The 16,330-nt window shown below is 46.9% G+C and carries 17 protein-coding genes; 3 read left to right on the forward strand and 14 right to left on the reverse strand.

Features of this window, described 5'->3' with window-relative positions:
• Positions 1–15: 15 nt before the first annotated feature.
• Entirely contained in the window at positions 16–591 is a 576-nt protein-coding gene (locus NSQ37_RS02015; RefSeq protein WP_015240657.1) for an LOG family protein, read from the reverse strand.
• 115 nt (positions 592–706) lie between these two features.
• Here NSQ37_RS02015 and NSQ37_RS02020 point away from each other — a divergent pair, with 115 nt between their 5' ends.
• The gene (locus NSQ37_RS02020) at positions 707–1,027 is read left to right on the forward strand and encodes a MazG nucleotide pyrophosphohydrolase domain-containing protein (RefSeq protein ID WP_003151506.1); all 321 of its coding nucleotides are present in this window, start codon (positions 707–709) and stop codon (positions 1,025–1,027) included.
• A 44-nt stretch (positions 1,028–1,071) separates the two neighbouring features.
• Here NSQ37_RS02020 and NSQ37_RS02025 read toward each other — a convergent pair whose 3' ends face one another.
• Both NSQ37_RS02025 and NSQ37_RS02030 read right to left on the reverse strand, forming a co-directional pair.
• Entirely contained in the window at positions 1,072–2,661 is a 1,590-nt protein-coding gene (locus tag NSQ37_RS02025; RefSeq protein ID WP_025285335.1) for a SulP family inorganic anion transporter, read from the reverse strand.
• Between the two features lie 2 nt (positions 2,662–2,663).
• Positions 2,664–3,245 (reverse strand): beta-class carbonic anhydrase, encoded by a 582-nt coding sequence (locus NSQ37_RS02030; protein WP_003151503.1) that lies wholly within the window; start codon positions 3,243–3,245, stop codon positions 2,664–2,666.
• Between the two features lie 400 nt (positions 3,246–3,645).
• Between NSQ37_RS02030 and NSQ37_RS02035 the strand changes: the two genes are divergently transcribed.
• Positions 3,646–4,611, forward strand: a complete 966-nt coding sequence (locus tag NSQ37_RS02035) for a 2-hydroxyacid dehydrogenase (RefSeq protein WP_032867047.1) — start codon at positions 3,646–3,648, stop codon at positions 4,609–4,611.
• A 204-nt stretch (positions 4,612–4,815) separates the two neighbouring features.
• A complete protein-coding gene (locus tag NSQ37_RS02040) occupies positions 4,816–5,205 on the forward strand; it encodes a ribonuclease (RefSeq protein WP_223204413.1) in 390 nt (129 codons plus the stop codon).
• A 59-nt stretch (positions 5,206–5,264) separates the two neighbouring features.
• Here NSQ37_RS02040 and NSQ37_RS02045 read toward each other — a convergent pair whose 3' ends face one another.
• The 11 genes from NSQ37_RS02045 to NSQ37_RS02095 form a co-directional block, all read right to left on the reverse strand.
• Entirely contained in the window at positions 5,265–6,011 is a 747-nt protein-coding gene (locus tag NSQ37_RS02045; RefSeq protein WP_007407420.1) for an arylamine N-acetyltransferase family protein, read from the reverse strand.
• Between the two features lie 24 nt (positions 6,012–6,035).
• Positions 6,036–6,293 carry an HPr family phosphocarrier protein gene (locus NSQ37_RS02050; RefSeq protein WP_003151495.1) on the reverse strand — a complete coding sequence of 86 codons (258 nt, stop codon included), beginning with the start codon at positions 6,291–6,293 and terminating at the stop codon, positions 6,036–6,038.
• Between the two features lie 23 nt (positions 6,294–6,316).
• The gene (gene whiA, locus NSQ37_RS02055; protein WP_007407421.1) at positions 6,317–7,267 is read right to left on the reverse strand and encodes a DNA-binding protein WhiA; all 951 of its coding nucleotides are present in this window, start codon (positions 7,265–7,267) and stop codon (positions 6,317–6,319) included.
• A gap of 26 nt (positions 7,268–7,293) precedes the next feature.
• Positions 7,294–8,247 (reverse strand): gluconeogenesis factor YvcK family protein, encoded by a 954-nt coding sequence (locus NSQ37_RS02060; RefSeq protein WP_007407422.1) that lies wholly within the window; start codon positions 8,245–8,247, stop codon positions 7,294–7,296.
• Positions 8,244–9,131: an RNase adapter RapZ gene (gene rapZ / locus NSQ37_RS02065; RefSeq protein WP_012118535.1), complete on the reverse strand. Its 888-nt coding sequence runs from the start codon at positions 9,129–9,131 to the stop codon at positions 8,244–8,246. The genes NSQ37_RS02060 and rapZ overlap by 4 nt, the downstream gene beginning before the upstream one ends.
• Before the next feature lie 25 nt (positions 9,132–9,156).
• Positions 9,157–9,624: an 8-oxo-dGTP diphosphatase gene (locus tag NSQ37_RS02070; protein ID WP_003151491.1), complete on the reverse strand. Its 468-nt coding sequence runs from the start codon at positions 9,622–9,624 to the stop codon at positions 9,157–9,159.
• A 273-nt stretch (positions 9,625–9,897) separates the two neighbouring features.
• Entirely contained in the window at positions 9,898–10,848 is a 951-nt protein-coding gene (trxB, locus tag NSQ37_RS02075) for a thioredoxin-disulfide reductase (protein WP_007407423.1), read from the reverse strand.
• A gap of 206 nt (positions 10,849–11,054) precedes the next feature.
• Positions 11,055–12,467 carry a C40 family peptidase gene (locus NSQ37_RS02080; RefSeq protein ID WP_012118537.1) on the reverse strand — a complete coding sequence of 471 codons (1,413 nt, stop codon included), beginning with the start codon at positions 12,465–12,467 and terminating at the stop codon, positions 11,055–11,057.
• 397 nt (positions 12,468–12,864) lie between these two features.
• Positions 12,865–14,319 (reverse strand): tetratricopeptide repeat protein, encoded by a 1,455-nt coding sequence (locus NSQ37_RS02085; RefSeq protein WP_341123152.1) that lies wholly within the window; start codon positions 14,317–14,319, stop codon positions 12,865–12,867.
• Positions 14,320–14,434: 115 nt separating this feature from the next.
• Positions 14,435–15,496 carry a sensor histidine kinase gene (locus NSQ37_RS02090; RefSeq protein ID WP_014418966.1) on the reverse strand — a complete coding sequence of 354 codons (1,062 nt, stop codon included), beginning with the start codon at positions 15,494–15,496 and terminating at the stop codon, positions 14,435–14,437.
• On the reverse strand, positions 15,493–16,170 hold the full coding sequence (locus NSQ37_RS02095; RefSeq protein WP_012118540.1) for a response regulator transcription factor: 678 nt from the start codon (positions 16,168–16,170) through the stop codon (positions 15,493–15,495). The genes NSQ37_RS02090 and NSQ37_RS02095 overlap by 4 nt, the downstream gene beginning before the upstream one ends.
• Positions 16,171–16,330 lie beyond the last annotated feature (160 nt).

Consider the following 16,330-nt stretch of genomic DNA (forward strand, 5'->3'; position numbering starts at 1 on the left):
TTTCAGACCTCTGACTTACAATTCCCGCCATTTCTTATCTAAAATCGGGTATGTATACCGATTCATCTGCTCAATCAGCTCATCCGGCCGGGAGGAACTGTGTATCAGCTTCAAATGAGACTCATTCGAAAATCCTTCCTGAATGCTGTACTTGACCATCTTCATCATCGGCTCAAAATACCCGTTCACATTGTACAGTCCGATCGGTTTTTGATGAATGCCGATTTGCGCCCAGCATAGCACTTCAAATAACTCTTCATATGTTCCGAAGCCGCCGGGCATGGCAATGTACCCATCGGCAAGTTCACTCATTTTCGCTTTCCGCTCATGCATGCCGCTGACTTCAATCAGCTCCGTCAGATTCTGATGAACAACCTCTCCGCTGAACAGCCCGCTCGGCATGACGCCGACAGCTTTTCCGCCGCCTGCCATTAACGCGTCGGCGACGGTTCCCATCAGACCGACCCGTGAACCGCCGTAAACAAGGCCGATTCCCTGCTCCGCCATATATTCACCCAGTTCGGCCGCTTTGCGTTTGTACTCTTCATTTACCCCCGGGTTTGACCCCGCAAATACACAAATGGTTTTCATTTTTTCATCTCCATATCTATATATGTACATCAATAAATCAAAATACACTATATATTGTCCCATCTCTATATGATAATATCAATAAGAATCATACAGGACATAAGGAGTGTTTCACATGCAGATGGCTGAAGCAGAACAATGGACGAAAGATTTTTATGAAAAACGAGGATGGACGGCGTACGGGCCATTTATCAGAATCGGTTTTTTAATGGAAGAGGCGGGTGAGCTCGCCCGGGCGGTAAGAGCATATGAAATCGGCAGAGACCGGCCGGATGAAAAAGACGCGACCCAGGCTGAACGCAGGCAGGAGCTGATTGAAGAAATGGGTGACGTCCTCGGAAATCTGGCCATCCTTGCTGATAAGTACGGCATCACGTTAGAAGATGCGATGAAAGCCCATCAGGAAAAACTGATCAAGCGCTTTGAAACCGAATAAAAACACGGCCTGTCCGCTTTTTCATGGACAGGCCGTATCTGAATTTATCCCGTTATCTCGTCCTGATGCTCAAAGAAATGCTGTTTCCCGATTTTATGAAACAGCCCCGTCTTCCGGATGAGCTCTCTCGGCTGTGATTGCAATCCGACGATCATCAATCTCCCGTTATGCCGTTTGATCCGGTTCATCACATTCCCCAGCACCGCTTCTGCGGAGGTATCCATGTAATGTACATTATTCATCAGCAGAATAAGCGTCTTCGGCTTTTCCTGAAGCCTCTCCAGCAGCGATGTTTCCAGTGAATCAATTGAACCGAAAAACAGCGGCCCTTCAATGGAATATGTGCTGACGGACGAATCATTTTTAACCGATTTGACAGCGGCATGCGGTGTTTTGATACGTGTTGATTCGCTCATTTTTCTGATAAAGAAAACAAAAGCGAGCACGAGACCGGCAGAAACGCCGATGATTAAATCAAACAGAACCGTCAGCAAAAAGGTTGCCGCCAGTACGAATGAATCAGTGTTTTTCAGCCGCATCATATTGGCGACTTCCCTCCGCTCACTCATGTTCCAAGCCACAACCATCAATACCGGCGCCATGCTTGCCAGCGGTACGTGAACGGCAAGCGGGGCGAAGACGAGCAGGACGAGGAGGACGGTGACTCCGTGGACAACACCGGAAATCGGAGAAACTGCGCCGTTTTTAATATTTGTTGCGGTCCGCGCAATCGCTCCCGTTGCCGGTATACCGCCGAAAAGCGGCGCTGCCATATTGGCGATGCCCTGCCCGACAAGCTCCCTATTGCTGTCATGCCTTGATCCTTTCATATTGTCCGCGACCATCGCCGATAATATGGACTCAAGTCCGCCGAGAAGCGCAATGATCAGAGCCGACGGAAACATCATGATCATGTTATCGATTGAGAAATCAGGAAGCTGGAAAGCCGGAAGCTGCCGCGGGATTTCCCCGTAAGCAGAACCGATTGTCGCCATTTTGTCAGGAAAAAACACGACCGCCGCGGCTGTAGAGACAAGCAGCGCCACAAGCGCGCCCGGAATCTTCGGCATCAGCCTGGCTGATAACAGCAAAATGGCCAAAGCAATTCCCGCGATGAGGATGCTGTACAAATTAAAGGTTCCGAGCTTCTTGCCGATTTCCGCAATGTTGAGGATAAAGCTTTCATGCTTTTGGATATCGCGCAGACCGAGAAAATGGGCAATCTGCTCCGAGAAAATCAGCACCGCGATTCCGGCCGTAAATCCGACGATCACCGGCTTCGGCACGAATTTCATAATCTTTCCGAGCTTAAATACGCCAAACAGGACGAGCATGACGCCTGCCATAAAACCGGCTACGAGTAAATTCTCAAAACCATACTGCATCACAATGGCAAATAAAATGGGAACAAACGCCCCCGTAGGCCCGCCGATCTGATATTTAGAGCCGCCCAACAGCGAAATCAGAATTCCGGCCACAATAACGGTGTAAAGCCCGTATTCCGGACCGACCCCCGAGGCGATGGCAAAGGCCATTCCCAGTGGAATCGCTACAATTCCGACCACAATTCCCGCGACTAGGTCTTTCTGAAATTTCTGCAAATTGTATCCCTGATATCTGCCGGTAAATTGCATCGTCAGCTGCATCCTCCTTTGACTGTTTCATAACCGTCAACGACAACATCCAACGTCCCCGTCCCCGGATCAATCACCAGCCCGTGCACCGGCACTTCTTCAGGCAAGAGCGGATGATGCCTGACCATATTCACGCTGTGGGCCACGCTTTCTTCGACGCTGTGAAAGCCGGTCAGCCATGTTTCCAAATCGACTCCCGCATGCTGCAGAAGGCTGAGACATTTGTCTTCCACGCCGCGCTCTTTCGCTTTATTTAATATGGAAGCCGCATTTAATCCCGACATTCCGCACTCGCGGTGACCTATGATGCAGACTTCCTCTGCCTGCAGTTCATAAACGGCAACCAAAATGCTCCGCATGACACTTCCAAATGGGTGAGAAACAATGGCTCCCGCGTTTTTTATGATTTTGGCATCGCCGTTTCTGAGTCCCATCGCCTGCGGCAGAAGCTCCGTCAGCCTTGTATCCATGCAGGATACGATGACAAGCTTTTTTTTCGGGAATTTTGTCGTTTGGTAAGGTTCATATTTCCTTTCTTGGACAAACTGCTGGTTGTGCTCCAAAATGCTTGATAAAGAAACCATTTTTCTATTCATCTCCCATCCGATTGTATTGCAAGCCTTCTTACCCAGCTTACAGTAAGGAATTATAGCACAGAAAAAGGCCTCAAAAGCGCTTTCAAAAAAAGACACGATAATTTAACTGTAAATTCAGATTATGTTCATTTATATCTTTCAAAAATAATAAAATTTATCTTTACACCAACCTATAAAGCTTTTAAAAACAGCGGTTCCGCTCATTTTGCCTTCAGAAATATAGGCGGATTCTGTTATTGTTTGGAGAAATCAAGCATGTACATTTCTTTTTCTTTCATTTTAAGTTCAAAAGAACCAGAAATTTATCGTAATGCGTTTGAATATTTCTCACGTTACCGCTTCTCTTATATAATAAAATAGAGAAGAAAGACAAAGGAGGAGAAGCCCGTTGAAACCCTATGTATTCATCGCGAAACCGATACCGCCGGAAGTCGAACAAATGATAGGCGAGCATTGCCGGTATGACATCTGGAAAGCAGATACCATTCCAAAAGAGGAACTGTACGAAAAAATGAAAGATGCTGAAGGGCTGCTGACATCCGGAACGGCGATTGACAGTGATTTACTGGATCACGCGCCGAAGCTGAAGGTCGTCAGCAATAATTCTGTCGGCTATGATAATTTTAATATTGAAGAAATGAAAAGACGCGGGGTTGTCGGCACGCATACGCCGTACACCTTAGATGACACTGTCGCTGATCTGGCTTTTTCATTAATTCTGTCTTCCGCCAGACGGGTTGCCGAATTGGATCGATTCGTCCGCGCCGGCAAATGGGGAACCGTTGAGGAAGAATCTCTTTTCGGTATGGATGTCCACCATCAGACATTAGGAATTATCGGCATGGGCAGAATCGGTGAACAAGCTGCCAAACGGGCAAAATTCGGCTTCGATATGGACGTGCTGTATTATAATCGCAGCAGAAAACCGGACGCTGAGAAGGAACTCGGGGTTACATATGCCGACTTAGATACACTGCTGAAAACATCAGACTTTGTGCTGTTAATTACGCCGCTTACTGACGAAACGTATCATATGATGGGAGAGCGGGAATTTAAATTGATGAAAGATACGGCATGTTTCGTCAATATTTCCCGGGGAAAGACGGTTGATGAGAAAGCGCTCATCCGCGCATTGCAGGAGGGCTGGATAAAAGGCGCCGGTTTAGATGTGTTTGAAAAAGAGCCGATCGCCGAAGACAATCCGCTCCTGCAGCTGGAAAACGTCACATTGCTTCCGCATATCGGGTCAGCAACGGCAAAAATCCGTTTGAATATGTTCAAGCAAGCCGCACAAAACATGATTGACGCCGTATACGGAAAAACGCCGAAAAACCTCACGAAGGAATTTCAATGAGATGAAAAATCCCGGCCGTTTCAGCCGGGGTTTATTTTTTGCTAGATCAAAAGAACTATTTTTAAATTCTTTCTATTCCTTTCTCTCGATGCTGATACAATGAAAAGGAATCAGCTTCACATGATAAAAATGGGAGGTATTGCTTTGAAAAAACGATTATCGTGGATTTCCGTTTGTTTGCTGGTGCTGTTCTCCGCGGCGGGGATGCTGTTTTCCACGGCTGCCAAGACGGATACATCTTCTCACAAGGCGCACACTGAAGCACAGGTTATCAACACGTTTGACGGGGTTGCGGATTATCTTCAGACCTATCATAAGCTTCCTGATAATTACATTACAAAGTCAGAAGCGCAGGCCCTCGGCTGGGTTGCATCAAAGGGGAATCTTGCAGACGTCGCTCCGGGGAAAAGCATCGGCGGAGACATCTTCTCAAACAGGGAAGGCAAACTCCCTGCCAAAAGCGGACGGACGTGGCGTGAAGCGGATATTAACTATACATCAGGCTTCAGAAATTCAGACCGGATTCTTTACTCAAGCGACTGGCTGATTTATAAGACGACAGATCATTATAAAACCTTTACAAAAATGAGATAAACACATACAAAAAACGGCTTCCCTGCGGAGGCCGTTTTTTTGCAGAGAACCTGCGAGCTTCATATAAAATGAGCAGTAAATTTTTCTTCAAACTCTGACCGGTCTATTCTGCTGTTTTCCGCCGTGCCATCGTGTTTTTTTATTGTTATATTGCGTTCAGACAGAACCATGTGCCCTTCCGGTGTCCGCTTAGAAGCAAGCAGGCGTTTGTTGAAAGGAGAGCGTTCATGTTCAAAGATTGTTTGTTTCATAGACTTGAGGTCCTTTTCATCGATTTCTTCAAGCGAAAATGCGTAACCTGTCTGCCAGCCGTCCCCTTTGTTCATTTCAAGCAGGTATGTCCCGAATTCCGTCTCTTCTATCCTCACGCGGAACGCTCCGGCCGCTGATACCGTCTCGTCTCCCGACATCGGCACAGGCTGCATGGCGAGATTGAGGCCGAAGCCTGCATCAGCGATGTACTCATTCCCCCCGGCGGAAAGAAGTACGGCCGCATGTGTGCCGGGCAGCGCCCAGCCGTTTTTCCAGACCGTTCCGCGGATCAATTTGACATCAAATCCGGCATCTTTCAGGATGAAATAAAGCAGTCCGTTCAAGTCATAACAAAGGCCGCCATGAGGTTCCTTCACCATGTGCCGCCACAGTCCTTCTTTCGTGACGTCATATTCTTTTTTGGACAAAACCGCGCGATTTTCAAACGGAAACCGATATGCGAGCGCCTTTAAAAACTCCGGCAGGTTGCTGAAATCGAGGGAATCCTTTTCCCAGCCTATCGTTTGATAACAATCTTTCAGAAACTCATTCATCGTTCCGTCCCCCTTACAAAGTGTTTACACTTCTTCCTGCACATAAGCGGACAACTTTTCCAGCGCTTCCTTTTCATCGTCGCCTTCAGCGATCAGAGTGACTTCCGTCCCCGTGCTGACCGCCAGACTCATTAATCCCATAATGCTTTTGGCATTCACTTTCTTGCCGTTTTTCTCAAGAAACACATCTGATGCAAAACGATTTGCCTCCTGTACAAACAATGCAGCGGGACGCGCCTGCAATCCCGTCTTTAAACGCACTTCCACTTTCCCCTGAACCATAAGATCTCCCCTTTTCTGTACGGTTATTTCAAAGTGATGCTTTGTCCTGTACGCAGCTGTTCTGCGATTTCATCGAGCTTTCTCAGCCTGTGATTGATGCCGGATTTGCTGATTTTCCCGCTTGCAACCATTTCCCCCAGTTCTTTCAGCGTGACCTCCTGATAATCAATCCGCAGCTGCGCAATTTCGCGAAGCTTTTCCGGCAGCGCTTCAAGACCGATCCGTTCATCAATGTATTTAATATTTTCCACCTGTCTGAGAGAAGCACCGATGGTTTTGTTTAAGTTTGCTGTTTCACAATTGACGAGGCGGTTCACTGAGTTTCTCATGTCTCTGACAATCCGCACATCTTCAAAACGCAGCAGTGAATTGTGAGCGCCGATGACATTCAGAAATTCAGTGATTTTTTCCGCCTCTTTTAAATACGTAATATAGCCTTTTTTCCGTTCAAGCGTTTTGCTGTTCAGATGAAATTCATTCAGCAGCGCGCATAATGAATCGTTATGTTCCTTATAAAGCGAGAAGATTTCCAAGTGGTACGACGATGTTTCGGGATTATTCACAGATCCCCCCGCCAAAAACGCCCCTCTCATATAAGAACGTTTGCAGCAGCGTTTCGCCACCAGTTCCTCAGAAATATTCCGTTCAAATACAAAGTTCTCTCCGAGGATTTTCAATTCCTCTAAAATCAGCTTTGCATTTTCAGAAAAGCGCACAATATAAACATTGTTTTTTTTCAGCCGCATTTTTTTTCTGACTAACAGTTCGACCGATACATCATATTGTTTCTTCAGCAATGTATAAATGCGGCGGGCAATCGCCGCATTTTCGGTTTGAACGTCAAGCACGAGATGGCGGTTTGAAAATGACAGGGAACCGTTCATCCGAATCAGCGCGGACAGCTCAGCCTTGGCGCAGCAGTCCTTCACTTCCAGATTCGTCAGTTCTTTTTTTGTTTCCGATGCAAATGACATATTAGCCACCTCATTTCAAAAGGCCTCTAGTCCCTTAATAAATCGACAAGAAGAGAAGCCACTTTATGTGTATCGTGACGGATTACGCCATTTTTATACGTGATAATCTGATCCCTGATGACCTCAAGCCCCATGGATTTCAGCTTTTCAACATTGAAGTCGACGGGCCGGGCCAGCTCTTTCGCATATTTGCTTTTGATTTCGTCAGGGATCTCCTCATTGTTGATTAAGATCGTGTCGATAAACGGCTGCTCCATATGATCGTTCAGCGCCTTGACATGGTCGGCCGCACTGTATTGCAGCGTCTCTCCGGGCTGCGTCATGACGTTGCATATATATACTTTTTTGGCCGCAGCCTTGACGACTTCCTCTCCGATTTTCGGTACGAGCAGATTCGGAAGAATGCTTGTGTACAGGCTTCCCGGACCGATAATGATTAAATCGGCCTGACGGATGACGTCAATCGTTTCCGGGAGCGGATCAATTTTTTCAGGCGTAAGAAACACCCGTTTAATCCGCTGGCCGTAAGAAGGGATTGTCGATTCTCCGGAGACGACCTGCCCGTCCTCCATTTCAGCGTGAAGAACGACACTGGTGTTGGCAGCCGGCAGCACTCTGCCGCGGACATTCAGCACCTTGCTCATTTCGGTGACAGCGTGAAAGAAATCACCGGTTATATTTGTCATCGCTGCCAAAATCAAATTGCCGAGCGAATGTCCGGTTAAGTCGCTTCCTTTGTTGAAACGGTGCTGAAACAGATTTTCAACGAGCGGCTCAACATCTGACAAAGCAGCCAGTACGTTACGGATGTCACCCGGCGGCGGAATTTGAAGTTCATCCCGCAGACGGCCTGAACTTCCGCCGTCATCAGCAACTGTCACAATCGCCGTAATATCAACGGGCTTATGCTTTAACCCCCGAAGCAGCACGGACAGACCCGTTCCGCCGCCGAAGATTGCGATTTTCGGCTTCTTATTCATTTCCGGCTTCTCTTTTCAATGTCCCGGTGGGTGACATGAGTATAGAAATCTTTTTTAAAATAGTCAGCCAAATACTCAGCGAGCGTGACGGAGCGGTGCTGGCCGCCCGTACAGCCGATCGCGATGACAAGCTGGCTTTTACCTTCCCGCTTATAAGACGGAAGCATAAAGCCGAGCAGATCAACAAGCTTTTCAATAAACTTTTGTGTTTCGTTCCACTTCATCACATAGGATGACACTTCCTCATCTTTCCCCGTAAGCGGCCTCATGCTTTCAATGTAGAACGGATTCGGCAGAAACCTTACATCAAACACGAGGTCGGCATCTATCGGAAGCCCGTATTTGAACCCGAATGACATTACGTTCACTGTAAATGTTTCACCTTGGTTCGTGGCGAAATGCGCCACGATTTTTTCACGCAGATCACGCGGTTTCATATCCGATGTGTCATAGATCAGCTGAGAGCGCCCTTTCAATTCTTCAAGCAGCTGGCGTTCCAGCGCGATTCCTTCGAGAGGAAGCCCGGTAGCGGCCAGCGGGTGAGAACGCCTCGTTTCTTTGTATCTCGTCACAAGGATGGAATCCTTAGCGTCTAAAAAGAGAATGCGCGGTGTAATCCACGGATTTTCCGCCATTTCATCCAGCGCCTCAATCAGCCTGTCAAAAAATTCACGTCCCCGCAGATCCATGACAAGCGCGACCTTGCTCATTTTTGAACTTGATTCTTTCATCAGCTCCAAAAATTTCGGCAGCAAGGAAGGCGGCAGATTGTCGACGCAAAAATAGCCGAGATCCTCAAAGCTTTGAATGGCGACGGTTTTCCCCGCTCCAGACATTCCCGTAATGATGACGAGCTGAATATCATGGTTTTCATTCATACTCATCTTTCTCCCCCCTGCGGTCTTTCTTTTATTTGATAAGCTGCGGATCTAAACGATAGCTGAGCAGCTCGAAGTCCGGCGTATACGTAAAGGTGCCGTGCAAAAGCCCTTGGCCCTTGATCATAAAATCAAGGATATGTCCGTCTCCGGGGGCCATCGGAAGGCTGTGGATATCTTTTACGTCATGCCACTTCAGAACGCCTTCCTCTGATTCAGCGACATTTCGCCCCGTGTACGAGTCGGCGACGAAAGTAAACATCATCCACTCTGACACGATTTGTTCCTGTTCCTTAATAATAAAGGTAAACACGCCTTTTAACTGCGGATTTAGTATATAAATGCCCGTCTCTTCTCTGTACTCTCTGATGACGGAATCTCTGACGGATTCGCCGCTTTCCATCTTCCCGCCGGGCGCGACCCACCAGCCCCGTCTCGGCTTTTGGAGAAGGAGAACCTGATCATCTGTCTGCAGCACACAATTTGTCACTCTTTGCACAAGTACGTCACCTAACCTTCTCAACAAATCATCGTCTCTTCATTATACCGTTTCGGCATGTCTCTCACAATGCAGAGACACCGACATCCTTTTCTTTTATTTGACAGAAAACAGAAAATCGCAAAAAAAGGGCACGGATACTGGAATCCGTGCCAAAGTGTATTCATTAAAAAGGGGGTCAATTACTACATTCATCTTAAAACATCAGTATTTCACCCGTGTTACAGCGTAATTAAAACACAGTAACGATTCAAAAACTGAACATTACAGTGATTATTTAACGGTTTTGAGCGTTTCCTCAAGCTCTTCCACATAATGCTGAACGCTTTGAGCCGCAATACTTCCGTCGCCTGTCGCCGTTACGATCTGGCGGAGCGTTTTTTCACGGATGTCTCCCGCGGCGAAAATGCCTGGAACTTTTGTTTCCATTTGAGCGTTTGTTTCAATGTAGCCTTCTTCATTTGTGATGCCCAAGTTCTCGAACGGTTTAGAAAGCGGAAGCATACCGATATAAATAAAGACGCCGTCAGCTTTGAATTCTTCCTCTTCTCCCGTCACGGTATCCACAAGAGTAAGTCTGCCGACTTTTCCGTTTTCCTCATGGATTTCTTTTACGGTTTTGTTCCATTTGAAGTCAATTTTCTCATTGTCAAAGGCACGCGCCTGAAGAATGCTTTGCGCACGCAATTTGTCACGTCTGTGAACGATGGTGACTTTTGAAGCGAAGCGTGTCAGATAGACGCCTTCTTCAACGGCGGAGTCTCCGCCGCCGACAACGACAAGCTCTTTATTTTTAAAGAACGCGCCGTCACAAACCGCGCAGTACGATACACCGCGGCCGCCCAGTTCTTTTTCGCCGGGAACACCGATCTTTTTGTATTCCGCTCCGGCAGAAATGACGATGGCACGCGCTTTATATTCTTTTGAACCGGCTTTGACCGTTTTATATTCTTTACCGTCAACGATTTCTTTAATATCGCCGTACGCATATTCCGCACCGAATTTTTTCGCATGTTCAAACATTTTATTAGAAAGTTCAGGGCCGAGAATGCTTTCAAAACCCGGATAGTTTTCAACATCCTCCGTGTTGGCCATCTGGCCGCCCGGAATTCCTCTTTCGATCATTAATGTGGATAAGTTCGCTCGTGATGTGTAAACAGCAGCGGTCATCCCCGCCGGACCCGCGCCGATAATGATCACATCATAAATTTTTTCTTCTGACACCATGATTCACTCCTTTTCGAAATGGGGCGCACCCTATATGACTAAGAATCCCCATCAATCGTATTCCTTACCCATATCCTATTAAATCTGAAGGCAATTCGCTATTTTTTTGCTCATTTTTCTAAAAAACCGTGATTAGGCAGCTCCTGAGCGGGTATACAAATAAAGAAAGAGCCTTCCGGGATAGAAGGCCCTTGTCTTATTCATTATTGCACGACACGTCTTACATTGCCGTTGAATGCTTTCTTCCAGTAAGGGTTGCTCATAGAATCAATGGATACACCGTGTGATGTATTATCGTTCAGGAACGTTCCGTTACCTAAGTAGATGCCGACGTGGCCGTTTGTTTTATACGTGTTGAAGAATACTAAGTCTCCGCGTTTCATGTCAGACGCGCTTACTGCCTTACCTCTTCCGATTAATGTATCTGTGTTTGTGCCGCTTGCAGGTCCGAGATTAACGCCTGCGTTAGCATAAGCCCAGCGTACGAATGAAGAGCAGTCAAAAATACGGTTGTCAATATCGGATTGAGTGCGTCCGCCGCCGAACTTGTACGGGGATTGACCCACAAGGCTTGATCCTACGCTGATGGCGCCTTCAATACCGCCTGAATTTGAAATAACAGATCCGCCGTCAGAATCATCTGAACCGCCGCTGTTATGAGATGATCCGCCTGAAGTGCTCTTCGGTTTGCTTGAGCTGTCAGATGAATCAGATGATGTTGAAACAGCCGCTTTTTTCACAGTTTTAACCGCCGGTGCCGGCTGGCTGTCATCTTTTTGGTTTTGGTCTTCAGAAGCTTTTTGCGCTTCTTCCTGTTTTTTGATCAGGGCAGCCGCTGCAGCCTGCTCAGCTTTAATGCGCTTCTGTTCTTTTTCAGTGTCAGCTTTTTCGTTTGCAAGCTTTGATGCTTCTTTTTTCAGATCAGAGATAGCGGAAGCCGCTTTTTTCTGGCCGTTTTTCGCTTCGTCGAAAAGCTTGTCTTTCTGATCAAGCTGTTTGTTCAGGTCTTTTTGCATAGACTCGAGTTTCGCAAGATCATCTTGAACTTTTTTCAGCTTCACGTTAAGTTCAGCTTCTGCGTCTTCGAGTTTCGCTTTATCCTGCTCCTGCTGTTTGATCAGGTCTTTATCCGCATCAACGATAGAAGATACCGCAGTCGCACGGGAAATGAAGTCTCCGAAGCTTGTCGCCCCTAAAAGAACATCTATGTATCCTTGAGAACCGCCGTTTTCCTGTAAAGAACGAACGCGTTTTTTTAGGATTTCATTGCGTTTTTCAATACGCGCTTCTGTTTCTTTGATTTCTTTTTTCAAATCAGCGATCTGCTTTTTCGTTTTTTCGTTTTCAGCTTTTTTATCTTCAATTTTATTGCTTGTATCCAACGCTTTAGCGTTAATGTCTTTCAGTTCTTTTTCAATCTTAGCCTGCTTGTCCTGAAGCTTAGACAATTCTCTTTCTTTTGCTTCAAGGCTTGAAGCCACCTCAGATTGCTTGCTTTCAATTTTCGCTTTTTTGCTGTCTAATGTTTCCGCCGATGCAGTTTTTGTAAACGGGATCAAAAAACTGCTTGTCCCGATGACGGAAGCCAAACCAAGTGTTAATAAACTCTTTTTCACTTTTTCTTTCCTCCCTTTTACTTTAAACCTGTTCTCATTTGGAATTCTATTATGAACATCAAAGTTACGCTCCCTCACATACCCGTGAGGCTGATGATTTTTATGTATGAATCTTTAAATCTTTTAAATTGGTATAGATTATACAGCACATGTAAAATAAACTAATCTCTTATGTACGAGACTCATTATACCATCATGTTTCGACAATTTTTATTACAGTTATATTTCAATGTGATTGCAAATCTCATATTTTGCAAAATAAACGGTGATTACGGCCTGATTTCATATTCGAAAAGCAAAAAAATACGTATGAATACCTCTTTTTTCGGCGGTAAAGTTCTGTTTTGCCCCTTTCTGATAAAAAAAGAACCGACTCTTTATATAGAAAGAATCGGTTTTATTCTAATATATCATCTATTTGTCTGATGTATTTCGAAAGTGTTGCCGGGGTTATACCGAAAACGGCGGCCGTTTCTTTTTTCGTCGTTTTTTCGCCGTTTGCTTCTTTCCATACATATGCGATGGCTGCGGCCCATGCCCGCTCATTCTGTACGGCAGCGGCGGCGCGGATGTGCTGAATGACGTGAAAAACCCAGCAGCTCATGACGTCAGTTTTTAAACTGTCGGCTTCCGCTTTCTCCAGAAGCTTGACCGTCCGATACGTGAACAGCGCATCACCGGAGACGCCTGAAACGCCTTTTTCACCGGAAAGCAGCAGGCTGACGAAATCTTGTTCAAACGGTGAAACGGCGCGTTTTGCCGTCAGAACTTTTTCAAGCTGGTTCCGCTCTCCTTCAGCGCTGCTGATATAATAGGCGGCAAGCCGCTGTTCAAGTGAAGCAGGCAGCGGTTCCTGCCGCTCCGCCCAAGGCGCGGGCCGGTCTGATTCGGGAAATTCGGCTTCGGCCTTTTTCCAAATGGTTTCCGCAAATTCTATGCGGCCTGTCCCGTAGGCTGAGGCGGCCAGCCAGTAATAAAACGTTTCGTCGCCTTCGAATCCGCTTTTGTAAAGAGAACGGAGCCATTTATAACCGAGATCATGTCTGCCGACAAGCGCAAGCGTCGCCCCCAGCTTATAGCGCTGTTCGAATAAAATCGGATACACATTGGCGAGTTTTCCGCTCAATTCTCCGACTTTTTCATCTTCCCTCTCGTAATAGCAGAATACAAGGAGGTTGCACAGGGCATGGAGATTGCCTTCATTTTTCTCAAGCACTTCGAATACCGTTTGTTTCGCTTTTGTGACATTGCCTGAGTAAAAGTAAGCGAGCGCCAGGTTGTTGTATGCAGACCAAAGCTCGGGGTAATCGGCCGTAATCTCTTCAAGCATGACAACCGCTTCATGAAGCTGGCCGCTCTCAAGAAGCGCTTTTGCCCGATCCTGCCTGATCAGCAGCTCATCCTGGTCATAGAGCGATTCGTTTTCACCCGCTTCGCCGAAATCCAATAGCTCCATCAGATTTTCAATCTCTTCGCTGAATTCCCCGTCCGGATCGGCATCTGAATAAGCCGCCGCTTCTTTGTATGCTTCCTGAAAGAGCCCCAAATGCGCGAAATTATTCGCTTTAAAATAATGACACTCGGGCATTTCTTCTTTCAGGTTCACCAAAATAAAGTCGAACAGCTCATTTGACTGCTGGTAGTGGCCCATTTCAGAATAAATGACGGCCAGCCGGGACAGCATTTCGGAATCATTCGGCTCGAGGTGGACGGCCCGCTGAATCAGTTTGCTGGCCCGCTTTAAATTCCGCTCTTTATATGCTTTTAAGCCTTTATGAAAAAAATATTGTCCATCCTGAAGCAGCTGGACAATTTGCGCGTGCTTTTTCTGTTCAGAAGTGTGTTTTCCCACAAATATCCTCCGTTTTATACGTATTACCGTCAGTAGTATACCATAAAACGGTTTCACCTCAATAGTTCAAAAGACAGGATCGGCTTCGTTTTTTACTGGCTGGTTCGACCAGATTTTAGCTGTTTTTTTCACGAGGCTCGGCTGGAAGAATGACACGGAAAAGGGTTCCTTCGCCGCGCTTGCTCTCAACCTCTATCGAACCGCCGTGCAGCTCTGCGATTTTTTGGGCGATGGACAGGCCGAGCCCGCTTCCTCCTGCGTTTCTCGCCTTGTCCGCTTTATAAAACCGTTCAAATACACGCTCCGCCTGTTCAGGCTCCATTCCGATTCCGTCGTCGGCGATTTCGACAGCCGCCGCTCCCGGCAGATCTGCAATTTTAACGGATATGCGGCCGCCTTCACCGGTAAATTTCACGGCATTGTGAATCAGATTCATCCATACTTGGCTGAGCAGCGCTTCATCTCCGTACACATACGACTCCTGTAAATCAATGAGAAACTCAATCTGTTTGGCGGACCATTCAGGCTCACAGGTCAATATGGTGCGCCGCAGCTGTTTGTCAATGCGAAACGGTTTTTTTTGTATCGGTTCGGTTTGGCGTTCGAGCGCAGTGAGCTTCAGCAGATTTTCACTGATTTTTGATAATCGTTCTGTTTCTGTTTCGATGATGTGTAAGTAGCGCCCCCGCTCCTCATATGATAAATCCGGTTTTTTCAGAAGATGCGCGTAGCCCTTTAATGAAGTGAGCGGGGTTTGGATTTCATGGGAAACGTTCGAAATAAATTCTTGTTTCAGTTTTTCCATTTCACTCAGTTCCGCGGCGAGTGTCGACAGTTCATCAGCCAATTTCGTCACGGGATGGTTCCGCTCAATCTTCTCCATTTTCCGGGAAGCGGCCGCTGTGAAGTTGCCGCTCGACATTTGCTTGATCGTGGCGGTCAGCGAATCCCAGATCGCATGATGCCTTTCACGTGCTGACTTTGAAAAAATAAACATCGTTACAAACAGCAGGCCGAAAACAAGCCAAAGCGTCACAATCTGCTCGGCGTACGGCACAAGCAAAATCGGCCATATGAGACCGAATCCCTGAACAATCAGGTGAGCCGCCAGCCATAAGAATGCGGTGACGGTGAGAAGGATGATGATTTTTCCAGCCGTTCTGAAGATCCGTTTCATCCTGTCACCACAAACCGATACCCGAGCCCCCGCACCGTATGGATGGCAAACGGATAGTCTTTTTCCGGAAACCGTTCTCTCAGCCTTTTAATATGCACATCAACGGTACGCTCGTCACCTTCATAATCAAAGCCCCAAATATCTTCTATTAATTGTTCTCTTGAAAACGTCTTATTCGGATAACCGGCGAGCTTAAATAAAAGCTCAAATTCACGCCGGGGCAATGTCAATCCCGCTCCGCCGCCACGCGTTACGGTGCGGGATTGCTTATCTAATGTGACCGTTCCGATGGTCAGCAGTTTTTCAGCGGTGATCCGGTACCGTTTCAGCAATGCTTTGACCCTTGCTTCCAGCTCAAGCGGCTCAAACGGTTTGACGAGATAATCATCCGCTCCGGAAGTAAAACCTTGCACTTTGTCCAGCGTTTCGCCTTTTGCCGTCAGCATCAAAATCGGAATGTCCGTAAAGCTGCGGACGGCTTCACTGACTTCAAACCCGTCCATTTTCGGCATCATCACATCCAGTATGATGAGATCTATAGGTGCTGATTCGATCAGCCGCACCGCCGCTTCCCCGTCTTCCGCTTCTGCGACGTCAAAACCGCTCTGCTCCATCATAAGGCGGACAAGCTCACGGATATGGCGGTCATCATCCGCAACCAATATGACAGCCATGAAAATCCCTCCTTCTGCTTTTTTCTTTTCATGAATCGACATGATGTCTATAAAACGGAATTTTTTCATTGTCTCCTGTACCGGCATACACGCTTATGGCTTTGCTCTTCACCGACCGTACACCCGTATGAACAGGACTCCGGCTGCAAAATAAAAAGCA

Source organism: Bacillus sp. FSL P4-0334 (assembly GCF_038004825.1).
In the GTDB taxonomy this organism is placed as follows: domain Bacteria; phylum Bacillota; class Bacilli; order Bacillales; family Bacillaceae; genus Bacillus; species Bacillus velezensis.